Source organism: Thiorhodospira sibirica ATCC 700588 (genome assembly GCF_000227725.2).
In the GTDB taxonomy this organism is placed as follows: domain Bacteria; phylum Pseudomonadota; class Gammaproteobacteria; order Ectothiorhodospirales; family Ectothiorhodospiraceae; genus Thiorhodospira; species Thiorhodospira sibirica.
In genome coordinates this window covers 101,341-116,527 of the sequence record NZ_MU255056.1, presented here as the reverse complement: position 1 = coordinate 116,527, position 15,187 = coordinate 101,341, and the positions used below count along the sequence as shown (strand labels likewise).

The 15,187-nt window shown below is 59.6% G+C and carries 12 protein-coding genes and 4 pseudogenes; 11 read left to right on the top strand and 5 right to left on the bottom strand.

Going from position 1 to position 15,187, the window contains the following annotated elements; genetic code table 11:
• Nucleotides 1-6: 6 nt before the first annotated feature.
• Both THISIDRAFT_RS00725 and THISIDRAFT_RS15225 read right to left on the bottom strand, forming a co-directional pair.
• Nucleotides 7-246: pseudogene (locus THISIDRAFT_RS00725) on the bottom strand (transposase); the annotation flags it as partial.
• An 89-nt stretch (nt 247-335) separates the two neighbouring features.
• Nucleotides 336-1,398: pseudogene (locus tag THISIDRAFT_RS15225) on the bottom strand (ISAs1 family transposase).
• Between the two features lie 188 nt (nt 1,399-1,586).
• On the opposite strand from THISIDRAFT_RS15225, the gene THISIDRAFT_RS00710 reads away from it, so the two are divergent.
• The 7 genes from THISIDRAFT_RS00710 to THISIDRAFT_RS00680 all read left to right on the top strand — a co-directional run bounded on the left by THISIDRAFT_RS00710 (nt 1,587) and on the right by THISIDRAFT_RS00680 (nt 11,167).
• Nucleotides 1,587-2,738 (top strand): efflux RND transporter periplasmic adaptor subunit, encoded by a 1,152-nt coding sequence (locus THISIDRAFT_RS00710; RefSeq protein ID WP_006788488.1) that lies wholly within the window; start codon nt 1,587-1,589, stop codon nt 2,736-2,738.
• Between the two features lie 139 nt (nt 2,739-2,877).
• Nucleotides 2,878-6,735 (top strand): efflux RND transporter permease subunit, encoded by a 3,858-nt coding sequence (locus THISIDRAFT_RS00705; RefSeq protein WP_006788487.1) that lies wholly within the window; start codon nt 2,878-2,880, stop codon nt 6,733-6,735.
• A gap of 69 nt (nt 6,736-6,804) precedes the next feature.
• Nucleotides 6,805-7,695 (top strand): chromosomal replication initiator protein DnaA, encoded by an 891-nt coding sequence (locus THISIDRAFT_RS00700; protein WP_006788486.1) that lies wholly within the window; start codon nt 6,805-6,807, stop codon nt 7,693-7,695.
• Nucleotides 7,696-7,780: 85 nt separating this feature from the next.
• Nucleotides 7,781-8,461 carry a hypothetical protein gene (locus THISIDRAFT_RS00695; RefSeq protein WP_040853106.1) on the top strand — a complete coding sequence of 227 codons (681 nt, stop codon included), beginning with the start codon at nt 7,781-7,783 and terminating at the stop codon, nt 8,459-8,461.
• A 9-nt stretch (nt 8,462-8,470) separates the two neighbouring features.
• Nucleotides 8,471-9,013 carry an ADP compounds hydrolase NudE gene (nudE, locus tag THISIDRAFT_RS00690; RefSeq protein ID WP_418896136.1) on the top strand — a complete coding sequence of 181 codons (543 nt, stop codon included), beginning with the start codon at nt 8,471-8,473 and terminating at the stop codon, nt 9,011-9,013.
• Nucleotides 9,010-9,804 (top strand): 3'(2'),5'-bisphosphate nucleotidase CysQ, encoded by a 795-nt coding sequence (cysQ, locus tag THISIDRAFT_RS00685; protein ID WP_006788483.1) that lies wholly within the window; start codon nt 9,010-9,012, stop codon nt 9,802-9,804. Before nudE ends, cysQ begins: the two co-directional genes overlap by 4 nt.
• A gap of 190 nt (nt 9,805-9,994) precedes the next feature.
• A complete protein-coding gene (locus THISIDRAFT_RS00680) occupies nt 9,995-11,167 on the top strand; it encodes a glycosyltransferase family 4 protein (protein WP_006788482.1) in 1,173 nt (390 codons plus the stop codon).
• On the opposite strand, the gene THISIDRAFT_RS00675 is transcribed toward THISIDRAFT_RS00680, so the two are convergent.
• On the bottom strand, nt 11,153-11,869 hold the full coding sequence (locus THISIDRAFT_RS00675; RefSeq protein ID WP_006788481.1) for an ABC transporter ATP-binding protein: 717 nt from the start codon (nt 11,867-11,869) through the stop codon (nt 11,153-11,155). The two genes, THISIDRAFT_RS00680 and THISIDRAFT_RS00675, sit on opposite strands and share 15 nt — an antisense overlap.
• Before the next feature lie 34 nt (nt 11,870-11,903).
• On the opposite strand from THISIDRAFT_RS00675, the gene THISIDRAFT_RS00670 reads away from it, so the two are divergent.
• Nucleotides 11,904-12,512, top strand: a complete 609-nt coding sequence (locus THISIDRAFT_RS00670) for an arylesterase (protein WP_006788480.1) — start codon at nt 11,904-11,906, stop codon at nt 12,510-12,512.
• Here the strand turns inward: THISIDRAFT_RS00670 and THISIDRAFT_RS00665 are convergent.
• Together THISIDRAFT_RS00665 and THISIDRAFT_RS00660 are read right to left on the bottom strand one after the other, a co-directional pair.
• The gene (locus THISIDRAFT_RS00665; RefSeq protein WP_006788479.1) at nt 12,457-13,239 is read right to left on the bottom strand and encodes an alpha/beta hydrolase family protein; all 783 of its coding nucleotides are present in this window, start codon (nt 13,237-13,239) and stop codon (nt 12,457-12,459) included. The genes THISIDRAFT_RS00670 and THISIDRAFT_RS00665 overlap by 56 nt on opposite strands.
• Nucleotides 13,236-13,670, bottom strand: a complete 435-nt coding sequence (locus THISIDRAFT_RS00660; RefSeq protein ID WP_006788478.1) for a hypothetical protein — start codon at nt 13,668-13,670, stop codon at nt 13,236-13,238. Before THISIDRAFT_RS00660 ends, THISIDRAFT_RS00665 begins: the two co-directional genes overlap by 4 nt.
• Before the next feature lie 159 nt (nt 13,671-13,829).
• Here THISIDRAFT_RS00660 and THISIDRAFT_RS00655 point away from each other — a divergent pair.
• The 3 genes and pseudogenes from THISIDRAFT_RS00655 to THISIDRAFT_RS00645 all read left to right on the top strand — a co-directional run.
• Nucleotides 13,830-14,039, top strand: a pseudogene (locus THISIDRAFT_RS00655) (IS701 family transposase); the annotation flags it as partial.
• 86 nt (nt 14,040-14,125) lie between these two features.
• Nucleotides 14,126-14,452 carry a hypothetical protein gene (locus THISIDRAFT_RS00650; protein WP_006788476.1) on the top strand — a complete coding sequence of 109 codons (327 nt, stop codon included), beginning with the start codon at nt 14,126-14,128 and terminating at the stop codon, nt 14,450-14,452.
• 334 nt (nt 14,453-14,786) lie between these two features.
• Nucleotides 14,787-15,187 (top strand): annotated as a pseudogene (locus THISIDRAFT_RS00645) (IS5 family transposase); the annotation flags it as partial.

The following is a 15,187-nucleotide window of genomic DNA, read 5'->3' as shown; positions in this document are numbered from 1 at the left end:
TTTTTAAGCCTGCTCCAGCAGGCTGCCGCCTTCGCGCGGCTCACTCCAGATCGTGAAAGAGTGATGCACTGTGCGCCATTTCGGATACTCGCTTGGCAAGGCTCGCCACTGACAACCCGTACGTAGCCGAAATACATCGTACAGATCCACCCGCCGGGGGGCCGTCTTCTTGCGTCCACTTTCCAGTAAGGCACTAATCTGCTCGAACGGCTCTCGACGGAGGTCACTGGGATAGGTATGTCTCATCTTGCTATTGTCGGCTATTTTTAGAAGGCTTTGAACAGGTTCTAAGGATTTATACGCGATCGCCCTGCCTGGGTGCCAGGGCGATCGCGCTATGTGGTTTCCCTATTGTGTTCGCCGAGCAGTAGCTCCAGCCGGTAGTTGTCGTTGAGCGCGGCGCGCAGTTTTCGCTGGCGCAGACTGTCCTTCGGTGGCCCATTGTGGCTCAAGAGGTTGAGCGCCATACGACGCAGCAGGGCCAGATTCTCGGGGCTATGGTCGCGGCGGGTGCGACAGGCCTCTTCGCCAAACTGGACATCCAGGATCCAATGCGGTTGATTCTCGATACTCCAATGCTGGCGCACTGCGGCGGCGAAGCGCGGCAGCTCCGTGAACGCGCAGAGGAATTCGCGTGTTTCGGTGCTGGAGTGATCGCCGATAAGGCGGGTGGACTCCACCCGTCCCACCGCCTTGAGTCCGGCCCACGCGGCGCGCTCCTCAAGCCATTCAATGCGCTCGCTGAGGACGAGCCGTTTCATAATCGAGCCACTGCGTCACTTCCGCGTGCAGCCTCGGATGGTTATCTTTCAACGCCAGGACGTAGTCGGCCCCACCTTGCACGAGGGTGCGGGCAATCGCTTTTTGGCAGCCCATGGCATCCAGGCTCACGGTCGCTCCGTGTAGATCCAGGAGCCCGAGGAGATCCGGAATCGCCGTGATTTCATGGGTTTTCTCTCCGACCTTTTGCTGGGCCAACACCCAACGGGCACGGCTCGTGAAGGCACTGATGAGGTGCACGCCAGGCGTTGCCCCATCGCGACTGCCACGCAACGTCTTGCCGTCCACACACACCGGCTCACCGGACAACCCAGCCAGGGCCGCTGTGGCCCAGGCCTGGAACGCCTCGGCAAAGGTGTCCGGGTTGAGTCGACCGATCACATCGCTCAAGGTATCGTGCGAGGGAATTTTGTTGGCCAGCGTGAGAAAGGTGCGCAACCACGCTTCCTTCTCCTTGCCAAAGGTTTCCATGCCCACCCAGTCCTCGATGCCGCTGAGGACGGCACACCGCACAATCATCAGTATGTCGTGCAGGGCGTGCAACGTGTTGCGCGTCTTGCGACGTGGATCGGCAAGATCAGCAAAGTACGCACGGGGATCTGACAATTTCGGAGACATCGGCAGCTCAGGCATCGCGACAAAAGGCACCTCGATCACCTGCTCAACTGATGATTGTCAATACCCTGATAGCGCGATCGCCCTGCTATAGTTGCGGCTGCTGTTACCTAATGGGTAAACTGCGCACTCGAATGGGCATTTGGCCCCCAAAATTTACCTCACCAGCAAAACTGGAAGCGCCTTTTACCATGACCCTAAACGCCTTGCCGAGATCATCGCTGATCTTTGTCATTCCTTTACTGTTTATCGTTGGCTTGCCGGGCAATGCTCTGGCCAGCCGTATCATTAGCGTAGAAACCTTATCGGCTGCTGGCGAGTCGGTGGTCGGCGGGACGGTAATCCCGTATGCCGAGGTTACGCTGACGGCGCAGATGCCCGGTCGGGTTGAGCATCTCAGCGGGCGCGAAGGCGATGCCTTTGAGCGTGGCCAGCTGTTGGTGGCACTGGATTCCAGTGCGCTGATGGCGCGCCGTCAGGCCGCGTTAGCCAATCTGCAGCGCGCTGAGGTCAGTTTGCGCGAATCCCAGGTGCAGTATAGCCGCGAACTGGTAGCCCCGCAGTCACGCGATATCGGACGGATGCCCGGCATGGGGATGCCGTCGATGTTTGATAATCTGTTTACCCGTCAATTCGGCCAGTTTGCGGGTTATGGTGACCCCACGGTGGATCGTCATGCCGATCTGCATGCGCGCTCTGCCGGGGTGGAACAGGCCATGACCCAGATTGCCCAGGCCCGTTCGCAGCTCGAAGAGATTGACGCCCAGCTGCGCGATTTGCGCTCCATCGCTCCCTTTGATGGGGTGATCATGTATAAATTCATTGAGGTGGGCGATACCGTCCAGGCCGGACAGCCGCTGGTGGTGTTTGCGCATACGCATTTTTTGCGAATTCGCGCAGAGGTCCCGGCTCGCCTGGTGCCACAGCTGCAGATCGGCCAGATTATGCCGGCGCGTCTGGATGTCGGCAACACCCCGGTGCAGGCCCGCGTATCACAGATTTTTCCGGAGGCCAGCCGTGAGCGGCATACGGTGACGGTCAAGTTTGATCTGCCCAGCAACGCCCCCGGTGGTCCCGGTATGTATGCCGAGGTGATCATCCCTGATCCTTCCAGCGATGCCCGTAGCCAGGTTTTGATCCCACGCACCGCGATTGTGCCCGGTGGCAGTTTGCCACGGGTGCTGGTGGTGGATCAGCAGGGGCGCTCCAGCCTGCGGGCAGTGCGTCTGGGCGGTGAGCGCAATGATATGTATCTGGTGTTATCGGGTTTAAATCCTGGGGATCGCATTATTGATGCCCCGCCGCCGGGGGCCACCAGCGGCTGGATGCCACCGGCACGCTAAAGCAGATCCTGTCGCCTCGGGTCTTGTACGGCCCGACACGACGCCTTGGGCATGACCACGGTCATGTCCAGGGCTTGCCCGGCGACTGTAGACGGACACCGTGCCCCATCTCTTGATTTTGATGCCAGTCTGAGACGTTATGACAGATAACACACACCCACCTGCCAAGGAATCGCCCGCGCAACGCAATCTAGGGATTGCGGGCCGCATGGCGGCTGCCTTTATTCATTCGCCCTTATCGCCCATTTTGCTGCTGATTAGTTTAGCCATCGGGATTTTGGGCCTGATGATCACGCCGCGTCAGGAAGACCCGCAAATCTCTGTGCCGATGATTGATATTTTTGTCGGCTATCCGGGGGCCAGTGCGCAGCAAGTGCAAAGCCTGGTCACCGATCCGCTGGAGCGGATCATGAGCGAGATATCCGGGGTCAAGCATGTGTACTCGATGTCGCAGCGGGATCAGGCGATGGTCACCGTGCAATTTGAGGTCGGCGAAGCGATGGAGCCCTCGCTGGTCAAGCTTTATGACCGGCTGCATTCGAATATGGATCGCATTCCGCCGGGTGCCACCCAGCCACTGGTCAAGCCCAAGGGGGTTGATGATGTGCCGGTGGTCACCCTGACGCTGTGGTCACAAAGCACCGACGATGCCATGCTGCGCCTGATTGGTCTGGAGGTCTTGCAGCGTCTGAAAGAGGTTCCCAATACCAGCCAAAGCTTTCTGGTTGGAGGGCGTCCGGAACAGCTGCGCATTGAACCGCTGCCAGAACGCCTGGCCGGGCACGGCATCAGCCTGAATCAGATTGCCCAAACGGTGCAGGCGGCGAACACCGAGCGCGGGGTGGGCAGTTTTGAGGGCGCTGGCGGGCATTTTCAGGTCTATACCGGCTCATTTTTGCGCTATGCCGAGGATGTGGAGCGGCTGATTGTTGGCACGGCACACGGTGCGCCGATTTATCTGCGGGATATTGCCCGGGTGATTCAAGGGCCGGGTGAAACCGAGCAGATGGTGCATTATTACACCGGGCCCTCTTCGTATCTGGACGCCCCGGTGCCGGGAGCGCAGGCAGTCACCATTGCCATTGCCAAGAAGGCCGGCACCAATGGCGTGACCGTCGCCAATGACATTCTGGAGCGCCTGGAGCACCTCAAAGGCCGGGTGATTCCCGATGATGTCTATGTCAGCATCACCCGTAATTATGGCGAAACCGCCAACGATAAAGTCAACGAGCTGATGTTTAAGCTGTTTATCGCCACGGCGGCGGTGACGGTGCTGGTCTGGGTGTTTCTCGGACTGCGGGCAGCCGGGGTGGTGTTGGTGATCATCCCGATTGTCTTGCTGGTGACAGTTTTTTCCGCCTGGGCGCTGAGTTACACCGTTGACCGGGTGAGCCTGTTTGCACTGATTTTTGCCATCGGCATTCTCGTGGATGATGCCATTGTGGTGGTGGAAAATATTTACCGGCGCTGGCTGCTGGAGAAACAATCCGATACACACACTGCCATTGATGCGGTGCGCGAGGTCGGCAATCCCACCATTCTCGCCACCTTCACCGTCATTGCCGCGCTGCTGCCGATGGGTTTTGTCAGCGGGATGATGGGGCCGTATATGCAGCCGATTCCGGTGCTGGGCTCGGTGGCCATGCTGTTTTCCTTGTTTGCCGCCTTCATTTTCACCCCTTGGCTGACCATGCGGCTCAAGCCCAGTATGGCCAGTCTGCAAAAAGCGGCGGATAAGGAACATCGTCAAAGCGAACGCATTGAGCGCTTTTTCCGCAGGCTGATTTTAGGTCTGGCGCACAATCGCACCAAGGGTTATGTGTTTTTATTCGCCATTATCGCGGCGTTTTTTGCCAGCACCCTGCTGTTTTATACCAAAGATGTGCGGGTCAAGATGCTGCCCCTGGATAACAAACCGGAATTCAGCGTCATCATCAATCTCCCGGAAGGAACCCCGCTGACTGTCACCGAAAACCTGCTGCATGAGATGGCGATGGTGATGAGTGAGGTGCCCGAGGTGATCTCGGTGCAGACCTATTCCGGTACTGCATCACCGTTTAATTTCAATGGCTTGGTGCGCCATTACTATCTGCGTCAGCAACCGTGGCAGGGCGATATGCAGGTCAACCTCCTGCATAAGGATCAGCGCAAACGCACCAGTCATCAGATTGCCGTTGAAGCCCGTGAACTTTTAACTCCGCTGGCCCATGCGGTCGGGGCGCGTATTCAGGTGGTCGAAATGCCACCCGGCCCGCCGGTGCTGCAAGCGGTGGTTGCCGAGATCTATGGCCCGGATGCGCAGACCCGCCGCCAGGTGGCGCGTGACATGATGCAGATGTTTGAAAACGCGGAACATTTAAGCGATGTGGACAGCTTTCTGCACACCCCGCACGATGTCTGGCGCTTTGTGGTGGATCGTGAGAAAGCCCTGCGCGTTGGGGTGAGTGTCGAAGCCGTTAATACCACCCTGGATAAGGCGCTGGGCAGCTTCGTGCTCGGCGACATCAAGCATCATTCGCTGCTGGAGCCGACCTTGATTGTGCTGCAGCTGCCGCTGGAGGTGCGCTCTGACCTGTCGCGCCTGCTGTCACTGCCGGTGATCAGTGAATCCGGCAGCAAAGTGCCGCTGGCCGAACTGGGACGCTTTGAACGCACCCTGCAAGATGAGCCGATCTTTCATAAGGATCTGCGCCCGGTGGAATATGTCACCGGTGAAACGGTGGGCCGTTTAGCCGCCCCCATTTACGGCATGTTCGAGGTCGAGGCCCAATTGGCCGATTATGTGTCCCCCGATGGCGTCCAGCTAAACTCGCATTGGTTAGGGCCACCCAAGACCAATTTTGAATCCGCCTTTGAGTGGGCCGGGGAATGGACCGTCACCTACGAAACCTTCCGCGATATGGGGCTGGCCTTTGGGGTGGCGCTGGTGCTGATTTACATGCTGGTGGTGTGGGAATTTGGCAATTTCACCCTGCCATCCATTGTCATGGCGCCGATTCCGCTGACCCTGATCGGGATTATTCCCGGCCATTGGCTGCTCAATGCAGAATTCACGGCCACCTCAATGATCGGCTTTATCGCCTTGGCGGGGATTATCGTGCGCAACTCCATCCTGCTGGTGGATTTTGCCCGAGAGGCGATACGCGACAAGGGTATGAGCATTGAAGAGGCGGTGATCAAATCGGTGCAGACCCGTACTCGCCCGATTATCATCACCGCGCTGGCGCTGGTGGCCGGTTCCAGTGTGATCCTCTTTGATCCGATCTTCCAGGGGATGGCCATCTCCCTGATGTTTGGGGTCGTGGTTTCCACCGTACTCACCCTGGTGGTGATTCCGCTGGGTTGCATCAGTGCCCGTAATGCCTTTGATGGGCCGGATGGCACTCCGCCGCCACGCCAGGGGGGGCCGTCTACGCCACCGCCGCCAGGGCCTACGGACAAAACGGATAACCTCCCCTCTGCCGGGATGGCACCCAACAGCCCACCATCGGCGGGCCTGAACACGCAGGCGAATACGAGCACCCCCGTACTGCAAAAAATCATGCAGTCCGCGCCGATGCGCTATCTCAAAGCCCTGCTGGTCAGCCTCTGGGCGCTGCTGCGTGAGCTGGGACGTAAGGCGTGGCTACAGGCGCTGCGTATCCATCAGCGCACCAAAGCACAGGCGGCCAATACCGGCAACACCGTTAGCCATCCCGCACCCCCGCCGCCACACGCGACACCGCCGGTGACAGAAACAACGTCTGTGGCACCTGGCGTTGTGGACACTACCCCGCCAAGCCAGGCAGTGCCCGCCGTCACCGCCGAGCATGAGGTGCGCTTTGCTCCTGCCGCGCCGCCGCCAGCGGCCTTTACCGCCACGCCGGTGGCACCAGCCCCGGCGGCGGTTGCACCGACGCTGGATGATGCCGATGACGTGCAGCAAAACGCCGATACCGCGAGCGCATTCTGGCAACAACGCCCCCGGCGTGGCATTCGCCTGAAGGATAACCTGTAGTCCGTGTGACCTGCTGCTATCGCTTGGCAGGTCACGGCCTTTACCCTGTTTTGCAGCGAGGCTTCGTTTATGTATCTGCATTCCCGGCTATCGCGTATTCATGCGCTCAAGCGCTTATCTCTAAACGCAGTCGTTACCGCCAGTCTGTTGTGTGTGGCGCTCCCCTTAAGCGCCAATCCACCCATGCCGCACGACCCGCAAGGCTTCCCGCCGTTGGGCTATGATCCGGAGGTGCCGGAGCGGCGTTTTGGCGGCGAGCGACCGATGCCCTCATGGGCAGAACGCGAACGTCCCGCCCCGCCAGAGCCGCGTCCTTGGCGCTATGACCACACCCCCCCGGCTTACAGCGAATCGTCCCCGCCAGCGCCGCGCTGGCAGGGACAAGACCCGCGCACGGAAGCATGGCCGGGCACCCGCCCGCCTGCTGAGCAGCCCGCCTATGGGCGAGAAGCCATGCCCGGCGAGCGGACGCAGATGCCGATGCCACAGACCCCGCCACAAGGCATGTGGCGCGATGAACCCGTCCGCGAACCGCGCCCTTCCTGGACGCCCGGTGCAACGGAGCGCGAGCGTGCCTACGGCCCACCGCCCGGTTCAAGCGCACCCTGGAGAGATGAACACTCCCGCGAATTTTCCAGCGGCCCGCGTGGCTATGGCGAACCCCGCCAAGCCCCCGAGTATCGCGCTCCAGCGTGGCGTCAGGATGCCCATCGGCCTGAATCTGCGCCGGCATACCAAGGGCCTCAAGGGCGACCCGCGGATCGTCCAGCCTATCCCGGCTGGCCGGACTATCGTCAGGGCCATCGTTCAGGGCCGGCCTACTGGCCACCCTATGGGCCCTATGGTGACTATTACCCCAACACGCCCTACCCCGGCGGGGCCTATGGCTGGCCCGGTTCCATGCTTCCCTGGAATTATGGCAACACCCCCTTTGGCGGATTCCCTTTCTTCTCACCGTGATGAATGCCTGCCTGATCACCGGGCCATCCGGGCCTGAATATGTATACCTTGTGCCTTTATGTTAAACAGCAGGATCGGGATGCTCATGACGGTTGCGCTGTGGGGGGGATTGCTGTTTTGGCCCATCGGTATGGCGCTGGCCTTTGACGGGCGCCAGGGCGCCAACCCCTGGGCGCGTGACCAAGCCCCGCTGCCGGGCTTTCCCGCGCTCGACTACGACCCCGCCGCCGCCACCCCGCAAACGCGCCGCGATCAGGTACCCACGCCCAGTGCCGAGGCGGTTTTTCCACCACGCGGCTACCTGCCCGGCGGGCCTGGGGCAACCGTTGCGCCATCCCGCGCCCTGGACCCCCGCTTTGTCGTGCCCGAGCCAGAGGCGGTGCGCCCCCATGAACGCCATCCCTTGGACTACGCCAACCCCTATGGCCTGTCAGGTCTGCCCTTGATGCCCTACCCCGGCATCTATCCGGGCTATGGTGTGCCACAATGGGGCGCAGCTAACCACCAGCGACCGATAGTGATTCACTCTTGGAATTTTTATGGCGCGCCCCAGCATAATCCATGGCAAACGCTCAACCCCTATTCCTCAGCAGCGGGCCTGGGCGGCTATCCGTGGACGCTGGGTAATCCCCAAAATCTAAATCAGCTCAACGCCCTGCTCGGCATCCCCACAAGCCAGACCTGGGGTGCCTCCCCCTGGATGGCTACCCCCTTTAGCAGCGCGCCCTTTGGCAGCTTTGGCGGCTTTCCATTAAGCCTGTACTGAGCAGATTGCCTGATGCCACAAACACCCCGGATTATCCAGCGTCGCAGCGTTGCCAAAAGCCGCCTGTTCCATGTAGAAGAACTGGAACTGTGCTTTTCCAACGGCGTGCGGGTTCACTACGAGCGACTCATCCCGCCCGCCACTGGCGCCGTTTTGGTCGTACCGCTGCGTGATGCCGACACCGTATTACTGATCAAGGAGTATGCTGCCGGTACCCATCGCTATGAACTGGGTCTGCCCAAAGGGCATGTAGAAATTGGCGAAAACATCCTGGATGCCGCCAACCGCGAAATGATGGAAGAAGTCGGCTATGGCGCCCACCGCCTGCAACTGATCAAAACCTGCACCCTGGCGCCCGGCTATCTGGGCCATACCACCCACATCGTCCTTGCCCAGGACCTATACCCGCGCCGCCTGGATGGCGACGAACCCGAACCCATCGAAGTCGTGCCCTGGCGTTTAAGCGAGCTGGACGCCTTAATCCACCGCGATGACTGCACCGAAGCACGCTCCATCGCCGCCCTCTACCTTGTCCGGGATGCCCTCTCATGATTGATCCACACCGTCTCGACCACCTGCTCAACAATGCCCGCAGCCTGGCCTGTGAAGCCGGGGATAAAATCCTGCACATCTACCGTGACACCATTACCGTCGAACACAAAGCCGACCAATCCCCCCTCACCGCCGCCGACCTTGCCGCACACCAACATATCCTGCGCGGTCTGACAGAACTCACCCCCGACATCCCGGTATTATCCGAAGAATCCAAAGCCATCTCCTTTGCCACCCGCGCCCGCTGGGGCCTTTACTGGCTGGTCGATCCACTCGACGGCACCCGTGAATTCATCAAAAAAAATGATGAATTCACCGTCAACATCGCCCTCATCGACCAACACACCCCCATCTTAGGCGTCGTCATGGCCCCCGCCCTGGGACGCTGCTACTACGCCACCCACGGCAGCGGTGCCTACTGCCACACCTTGGGCGGCGCGGTAGAAGCCATCCACACCCGCACCCCTTGCCCCAGCAAACCCACCGTCGTGGGCAGCCGTTCTCACGGACTGGAACGACTCAACGCCTGGCTGGCCCAACTCGACAGCGACTACGAACTGATCAGCGTGGGTAGCGCCCTAAAATTTTGCCTGGTTGCCGAAGGCAAAGCCGACCTCTACCCGCGCCTTGGCCCCACCAGCGAATGGGACACCGCCGCCGCGCAATGCATCGTTCACCAGGCCGGCGGCCAAGTCCTTACCCTCGACGGCAAACCCCTGCGCTACAACACCAAAGACAGCCTCCTCAACCCGGAATTTCTCGTCACCGGCGATCCATCCAAACACTGGTAACGCCATTTCAACACGCCACCCAAGCCCCGGCCTTAAATAAAAAATCATTAACAAGAAAAGCCCGATGCACAGATCACTATACCCACACCGATGCAATGAACATGGTGCAGCAGGCGCGCTGTATCGCTTGGCGATTAGGGTGGATTTGCGTCACAATGCGGGCCTTCAAGGACTTTAATCACCCATTTTGATGACCCATCCTGCATCGTTTATTTATCTGAGCCGTAGCCGCTTGCATCGCAATCGGGCGAATCTTTTCCAAACGCTGAAAACCGCGCATGCCTTGCATCAGGCCGGCGTGCCGCTGAGTGTATGGTTACCCCCTTGGCATCGGCTGGATGTAAAGGCGCGGCTGCGTGACATTGGTATACGTTCAACGGTGCCGCTTGTGCGTCGTCAGTTGTTGCATCGCCGCTGGCCGGTTGGCCTGTTTGCGAGAGTCTATCGGCATCGCCTGGCGCAGGCCGACACCCTGTATACCCGTGATGCCTGGTTGGCATATACGCTGTGTCAGCACGGTTTGCGCTGTCATCTGGAAGTGCATGAGGTTGCGCCATTACACGCGTCCGGGCTGCTCGCCGACGTGATTGCCTTGCACCGGGCAGGACGCATTGCCTCTTTGTTACCGATCAGTCAGGCCGCCTTTAACTTGCTCGCTCATGCGGGGGCAGAGTCGACGCGCATGTATGTGGTGCCGTCGGCGGCAGATATTGAGGCATTTGCGCAGATTATGCCGTTGCAGCCTGAGCACCTGCAGCGTCCGGTCGGGATTTATGCCGGTACGATTACCCACTCCCGGGGCCTGGGCATTTTGCAGGCGATTGCAGATTCAGGGCACTGTGAGGTGCTCCTGGTGGGGACGCTTAAACACCCGCTTCAGGCGAGATCCGGCCTGCATCTTCAGGGCTTTGTCCCGCCGGCGGATATTCCGGCGCTGTACGGCCGCGCCGGGCTTGCCTTAATGCCGTATCAGCCGGATTTACGTCATGCCGGGGTGATCAGTCCATTAAAAATCTATGAGGCGATGGCGGCAGGGCGCGCGGTGCTGGCCAGTGATTTACCGGCGATTCGTGAAATTATCCGTCATGGAGAGAATGGTTTTTTGCTGCCGCCAGATCAACCCGGGGCCTGGATTGCGCAGATTCAGCAGCTTCAGCAGCAGCCAGAGCTGGCCTTGATGGTGGCACAACGCGCCCGGCAGGCGGCACAGCAGCATTCCTGGCAGCATCGTGCCGAGCGCTTGGTGCAGATTTTGGGGATTGTCCGCGACCCCATCGCCGCCGAGAAGGACGCACTGGCAGAGCGCATCGGCTTGATCAATCCTCCGCCGCAACCCGCCCCGGCAGCCTCAAACCTGCGTTGAATCAAGCGGGGGATAGCTTTGCGTCAATACGCACTCTTTGAGAACGTAGCGCCGCTCGCAGCGTTGCGCCAGTTCGGCATCATGGGTGACCAATACCAAAGCCGTGCCGTAGCGCTCACGCAAATCAAAGAGCAGGTCAATGATTTGCTCGCCGGTGGCTTGATCCAGATTGCCCGTCGGTTCATCGGCAAACAGGATTTGCGGCTGGGCCACAAAGGCGCGCGCAATCGCCACCCGCTGCTGTTCACCGCCGGAGAGTTGATGCGGATAATGGTGGATGCGTGGCATCAAGCCCACCTGAGCCAAAGCCTCTGCCGCGCCTTGGCGGGCGCCTTTCGCCTGACCACACAACTCCAGACTAAGCATCACATTCTCCAATGCCGTCAGGGCCGGCAATAATTGGAAGGACTGAAAGACAAAGCCCACGGCCCCAGCGCGTAATTGCGCCCGCTGGTCTTCACTGAGCATACTCAAGGGCTGACCCAGCAAGTACACCTCGCCACTGGTCGGCGTATCAAGACCCGCCAGCAAGCCCAGCAAGGTGGATTTGCCCGAACCCGAGGCGCCAAGAATCGCCACCGCCTGCGCGCTCGTGACCTTAAACGCCAGTTTTTTTAGAATCTCCAGATCCCCAGCGGGGCCACGAATGGTTTTGCTAAGCTGGGAGGCCCGCACCACATCAACCTGAGAATCAAGCACCATGAAATCAGTTTTCCTCGTTTGCCTGCTTTGCGTTATGAGTCCGGCATGGGCTGGCGCCGCCCCCGTGATCCTGGTCATGGGAGACAGCCTCAGCGCGGCCTATGGAATGGCCCAGAATCAGGGGTGGGTGTCTTTGCTCAAACAGCGCCTGGCCGAACACGACCACGCCATGACCGTGGTCAACGCCAGCATCAGCGGTGAGACCACCCGGGGAGGACGTACCCGTCTGGCGCAGCATTTACATCACCATACCCCGGCCATCGTGATTTTACAACTTGGCGGCAACGATGGTCTGCGCGGGATTGCGCTTGATGAAATGCAAGAGAATCTGGCCGCGATGATTCGCCAGGCACACGCGCATCAGGCGCAGGTTTTGCTGGTGGGCGTAGACCTACCCCCCAATTACGGGCCGGTTTTCACCCAGCGCTTTGCGGCGGTGTATCAGACCCTGGCGCAAAACTATACGGTCGATCTGGTGCCATCGCTTTTGGCCGACGTTGCCGAAAACTGGGACTTGATGCAGGCTGACGGCATTCACCCGACCGCAGAGGCGCAGCCGTTGATGCTGGATACGGTCTGGGCGGCACTCAGCCCACAGCTGGCGCTCTTGCATCCGGCAGATACCGCGATACCCACGCACTGATCACATGGGCGGTATATTGAGCATCACTGCGCCGGGTCAATAAATGATCGGCATCATCCAAAGACACAAAGCTTTTGGGATGACGCGCCTGCTCAAACAGACTGCGCGCATGACTGATCTCAACCACCGTATCCCCCGGCGCGTGCATAATCAGCAAGGCCCGCCCGCTGTCGCGCAGGGCCTTATCTAATTTAAAGGCCTCCACGTCTTCAAGAAAGCGCCGGGTGACTCTAAAGCGTCCAATGCCCAGACTCACCTCAGCCTCCCCCTGATCACGGATTTGATCAATGCAACCGGCAAATAAATGAGTCACATGCGCAGGATCACTGGGGGCGGCAATGGTCGTGACTGCACGCACCTCCGGGATCTGGGTGGCCGCAATCAGCACTGCCGCCCCGCCCAGACTATGACCAATCAGCAGACACGGCGCCTGGGCCTGATCACGCAGCCACTGCGCAGCACTGACGACATCTTCCACATTGGCACTGAAATGACTCTCGCTGAAATCCCCTTCGCTCTCCCCCACCCCGGTAAAATCAAAGCGCAACACCCCAATACCGCGCTCCGCCAGCGCCCGACTGATACGCACTGCCGCCACGCTGTCTTTGGAGCAGATAAAACAATGCGCAAACACGGCATAGGCCTGCACCGTCCCTGCGGGTAATTCCAGACGTGCGGACAAACGCCGCCCCCGGCTATTCACAAAGCTGACTGTTTGAGTGCTCATGGTTTTTTAACCTGCTCGCCCGTCTCTACCACCGTAGACCACTGCGGTTGATCGCCCGCCCCAGGGCGCGCTGACCCCGCGCCAGAGAGAATATCCGCTTCCAAAATATCCAATAATCCTGCAAGATTATCATCAACCTCGCCCGCCCGCAGCGCGTTAATATCCTCACGCATTACCCTCTCAAAGGCAGCCGCATCAAGCTCCCCGTGCTGATACCCCTGCACCCGCGCTTCCATGCGCTGACCAATATCGGCCTCATGCGGTTGATCACTGTTTTTAAGGACATCCACAAAAACACCCAGCAACACCGGAAGCACCGGCGGCGTGAACGGCCTTGCCGCTTCGCCCAGCCCGGCAGGCATTGCGCCCAAGCCGCCGCGTGGCCTAAAAAAGCGCGCCATCCCAACGGCGCGCAGAAATTTTCCTAACATAGTGAGCTTGCCTTACAGCATTGATTCATTGACACAAACACGACGCATAAACACATGTCTCATTTCCCCTTATGCTTAAATATAATCATAGGACTTACGCATTGACGGATTGCTCCATTTTGTGTAACAGATACTGCTTTTTACATCGTACAACAACCCATGATAAGAAGCACCAAACGCACACCGACCGCCAATTGCACCTTGCCAATGTACATGGGGTTTTTGATGAGTGAGCCAAAATCAATCACGTGTACCCGTCTGTCGGAAGTGATGGGCATCTGGCATGACAGCGTGAACCGTTTCTTGTTGCGGGAGGCGTATGAAGCCCGCGACCTGTTCAACGAAGCGGCACGGCTGCTGAACCTAGTACTCAAAGCTGAAACTATCATGGATAATAGCGAACCGACTTCCAGCCACGTTCAGACGAGGAGAAGACGATCGCCCGCCCAGCCCCTTTGATTGATCTCTCAGCCGAACAACGTGCCTTGCTGGAAGGCTTGGCGCGCCGTCGCGAAACATCCCACAGCCTGGTGCAACGGGCGCAGCGGGTGCTGCGCGCCGCCGATGGTGAAGCCAACACCCAGATCGCTGCCGCCGTGGGTCTGGGTGAGGACGCTGTCGGGCTGTGGCGACGGCGCTGGTCGCAGGCCAGCGCCGTGCTTACCGCTGTGGCCGGTCAGCCCAAGCGTTTGCGTGCCGAGGTCGAGCAGCTCTTGTCCGACCCGCCGCGCAGATTTGCCAGATCATCGCGCGGGCGTGTGAGCAGCCACCGCCGCCGTTGACCCACTGGACACGCCAGGATCTGGCGCGCGAGCGCATCGCACGCGGCATGGTGACCTCAATCTCGGCCAGCAGCATTGGTCGTTTTTTAAAATCAGGCGGATCTTAAACCGCATCGCACCCGCTACGGGCTCAATCCCCACATCACCGATGAGGCTACCTTCCGTCAGGAGGTTCGCACGGTCTGTACGCGGTACCATCAGGCAACGCCGTTGCATGAACAAGGGGTTCATCTCATCTCGGTGGACGAGAAAACCGGCATCCAGGCCATAGAGGCTGTTTGGAAATTAATCGCGTAATGGCTTAACCTACGATTTTTTCTAGGAAGTGGCCCACATGCCCCAGAAATGCAGCAAGAAGATTCGCAAAAAAACGCTACCCGAGTCACCTCAGCGACGGCGCCTGGAAGGCGATCAAGCCGCTGTTGCCGAGCGCCCCGGTCGGGCGCCCTCGTAAGCTCAGCATGCGCCAAGTCATCAATGCGATCTTCTATGTCCTGCAGACGGGCTGCCAGTGGCGTCAGCTGCCGCACGACTTTCCTGCCTGGTCGGCAGTGTACTATGACTTCAATCGCTGGCGGCGCGATGGAACCTGGCAGCGTCTTCATGACAGGCTACGCGCTCGGCTACGGCAACGCCACGGGCGTCACAAGCATCCAAGCGCCGGGTGTCTGGACAGCCAAAGCGTCAAGACCACGGCGATCCCTGGTGAGCGCACCTTTGCCTGGCTTAACCACT

Bases quoted from the DNA above. Each gene is read 5' to 3' on its own strand.
- THISIDRAFT_RS00695 (WP_040853106.1), top strand. From the start codon at position 7,781: ATGACGGTTGCGCTGTGGGGGGGATTGCTGTTTTGGCCCATCGGTATG.
- THISIDRAFT_RS00675 (WP_006788481.1), bottom strand. From the start codon at position 11,869: ATGGTGCTTGATTCTCAGGTTGATGTGGTGCGGGCCTCCCAGCTTAGC.
- THISIDRAFT_RS00665 (WP_006788479.1), bottom strand. From the start codon at position 13,239: ATGAGCACTCAAACAGTCAGCTTTGTGAATAGCCGGGGGCGGCGTTTG.
- THISIDRAFT_RS00705 (WP_006788487.1), top strand. From the start codon at position 2,878: ATGACAGATAACACACACCCACCTGCCAAGGAATCGCCCGCGCAACGC.
- THISIDRAFT_RS00670 (WP_006788480.1), top strand. From the start codon at position 11,904: ATGAGTCCGGCATGGGCTGGCGCCGCCCCCGTGATCCTGGTCATGGGA.
- THISIDRAFT_RS00660 (WP_006788478.1), bottom strand. From the start codon at position 13,670: ATGTTAGGAAAATTTCTGCGCGCCGTTGGGATGGCGCGCTTTTTTAGG.
- cysQ (WP_006788483.1), top strand. From the start codon at position 9,010: ATGATTGATCCACACCGTCTCGACCACCTGCTCAACAATGCCCGCAGC.
- THISIDRAFT_RS00700 (WP_006788486.1), top strand. From the start codon at position 6,805: ATGTATCTGCATTCCCGGCTATCGCGTATTCATGCGCTCAAGCGCTTA.
- THISIDRAFT_RS00680 (WP_006788482.1), top strand. From the start codon at position 9,995: ATGACCCATCCTGCATCGTTTATTTATCTGAGCCGTAGCCGCTTGCAT.
- THISIDRAFT_RS00710 (WP_006788488.1), top strand. From the start codon at position 1,587: ATGACCCTAAACGCCTTGCCGAGATCATCGCTGATCTTTGTCATTCCT.